At 68.0% G+C, this 2,611-nt stretch carries 3 protein-coding genes; all 3 read right to left on the minus strand.

What is annotated here, in order from left to right:
- Positions 1–880, minus strand: an 880-nt coding sequence (locus tag IF02_RS0131930; RefSeq protein ID WP_030163298.1) for an ABC transporter permease, incomplete at its 3' end; no start/stop codon positions are given.
- Complete coding sequence (locus IF02_RS0131935) at positions 867–1,655, minus strand: ABC transporter ATP-binding protein (protein ID WP_030163301.1); 789 nt, start codon at positions 1,653–1,655, stop codon at positions 867–869. The genes IF02_RS0131935 and IF02_RS0131930, both read right to left, overlap by 14 nt.
- A gap of 38 nt (positions 1,656–1,693) precedes the next feature.
- A partial coding sequence (locus IF02_RS0131940; RefSeq protein WP_030163302.1) for an aliphatic sulfonate ABC transporter substrate-binding protein occupies positions 1,694–2,611 on the minus strand: 918 nt, incomplete at its 5' end.

The raw sequence follows: 2,611 nt of genomic DNA on the forward strand, positions 1-2,611 counted from the left end.
TCTTGACCAGGAGGCCGCGGTTGCGCAGGACGTGGCGTTCGATGGGGCTGAAGATGAGGAGGTCGATGGCGATGCCGACGACGAGGATGAGGGTGATGGCGAGGAAGACGCCGGGGAGGTCGATGTTGTTGCGGCCGTTTTCGAGGAGTTGGCCGAGTCCGAGTCCGAGGTCGGGGGAGCTGGCGATGATTTCGGCGGCCATGAGGGAGCGCCAGGAGAAGGCCCAGCCCTGCTTGAGGCCGGCGAGGTAGCCGGGGAGGGCGGCGGGCATGATCACGTGGCGGGCGCCTTGGAGGCCGGTGGCGCCCAGGGTGCGGCCGGCGCGGAGGTGGAGCGGGGGGATCTGGTCGATGCCGGAGACGAGGCCGTTGGCGATGGAGGGGACCGCGCCGAGCAGGATGACGGTGTACATCATGGCGTCGTTGAGGCCGAACCAGAGGACGGCGGGGGGTACCCAGGCGACGGAGGGCAGGGATTGCAGGCCTTGGAGGATGGGGCCGATGGCGGCGCGGACGAACTTGACGCGGGCGACGAGGAGTCCGAGGGGGGTGCCGATGGCGAGGGCGAGGAGGAAGCCGAGCAGGCCGCGGGAGACGCTGGTCCAGATGACGTCGATCAGGGTGCCTTTGAGCCACATGTCGGACAGGCTGTCCCAGACCGCGGACGGTGCGGGGAGTTTGGTCTCCTCGGTGACGTGCAGGGCGACCAGGATCTGCCAGACCAGCAGGACGAGGCCGATGGCCAGGGCGGGCGGGAGGACCTTTTTGACGAGGACCTCACGCGCGGGGGTGCGGTGGGTGTGGACGGCGTCGAGGGCGTCGAGGCCGGCTTCCAGGCCGGCGAGGTCGTCCGTGTTCGGCTTGGTGTCAGTGCTGGCCATGGCGGCGGATCTCCCCACGCAGGTGTTCGGTGATCTCGACGGACAGTTCGGCGACGTCCGCGTCCTCGATGCGGCGCGGCTGGGGGATGTCCACGGTCCATTCCTTCGCGATGCGGCCGGGGCGTGAGGAGAGCAGGACCACGCGCTGGGCGAGGCGCACGGCCTCGCGGACGTTGTGGGTGACGAACAGGACGGAGAGGTTGGTCTCGGCCCAGATGCGGGTGAGTTCGCCGTGCAGCACGTCACGGGTGATGGCGTCCAGGGCGGCGAAGGGTTCGTCCATCAACAGCAGGCGGCTGTCCTGGGCGAGGGCGCGGGCCAGGGCGACGCGCTGGCGCATACCGCCGGACAGTTCATGGACGCGCTTGTTGTGGGCGCCGCCGAGGCGGACGAGTTCCAGGAGGCGTTCGGCTTCCGGTGTCCGGTCGCTTTTGGGGATTCCGCGCAGGCGCAGGGCGAGTTCGATGTTCTTGCCCGCGGTCAGCCAGGGGAACAGGGCGTGTTCCTGGAACATCAGGGCGGGCCGGCCGGCGGTGGTGATGGTGCCGGTGGTGGGCTGGTCGAGTCCGGCGGCCAGGTTGAGCAGGGTGGATTTGCCGCATCCCGAGGCTCCCAGGATGGTGACGAACTCGCCGGGTGCGACATCGAGGCTGATGTCGTCCAGGACGAGCTGCGATCCGGCCGGGCCGGCGAAGGACTTCGAGACGTGCTCGATGCGGGCGGCATGAGTCACCGCGGTGGTGTCTTCAACAGCTGTGGCGAGTGTGGTGGCCATGGTCGTCACCTCCTGGGATTCCTGTGTGCGGACTGGGGTTACTTGGCGCCGAGGCCGGCGTCGGAGACCGCGGGCTTGCCGGCGGCCTTGAGGACCTTGTTCAGGAGCGTCAGGTCGTAGATGCCGCTCAGGTCGGGCTGTTCGATGAGCTTGGCCTTGACCGCCCAGTCGGACTCGGTCTTCAGGGTGGTGGCCAGCGGGTCGTCGGTGACCAGGATGCTCTTCCAGGCCGGGTCGATGACCTTGGCGTCTAGCGGCTTGCCGCCCTCGGCGGCGAGCTTGGCGTTGGCGGAGGCCTTGGCCTTGTCCGGGTTGGCGTTGATCCACTCGTTGGTCTTCACCGTGCCGGCCAGGACGGCCTCGACGACGTCGGGGTGCTCCTTGAGGAACTTCTGCGACACGATGACGTTCGTGATCACGAACTTCTTCTCGGGCCACAGACCGGTCTCGTCGAGGAGGACCGTGGCGCCGTCGGAGACCAGCTTGGACGCGGTCGGCTCGGGCACCCAGGCACCGTCGATGGAGCCCTGCTTGAAGGCGTCGGGGGTGACCTTGTTGTCCGTGCGGACCACGGAGACGTCGCCCTTGCCGGACTCCGGGTCGACCTTCCAGCCCTTCTCCGCGATCCAGTTGAGGAACGCGACGTCCTGGGTGTTGCCCTTCTGCGGGGTGGCGATCTTCTTGCCCTTGAGGTCGTCCAGGGTCTTGATCTTGTCCGGGTTCACCACCAGCTTCACACCACCCGACGCCGAGCCGGAGATGATCCGCAGGTTGGAGCTCTTGGACTTCACATAGCCGTTGATCGCGGGCGAGGGCCCGATGAACCCGATGTCGAGCGAGCCGCCGTTGAGCGCCTCGATCTCGGACGGGCCGGCGTTGAAGGACTGCGGCTTGATCGCGGTCGCGCCCAGTTCCTTCTGGATCAGGCCTTCCTGGAGACCGACCAGCGCGGTGGC

Origin of the sequence: Streptomyces sp. NRRL S-244 (assembly GCF_000717915.1) — a bacterium.
In the GTDB taxonomy this organism is placed as follows: domain Bacteria; phylum Actinomycetota; class Actinomycetes; order Streptomycetales; family Streptomycetaceae; genus Streptomyces.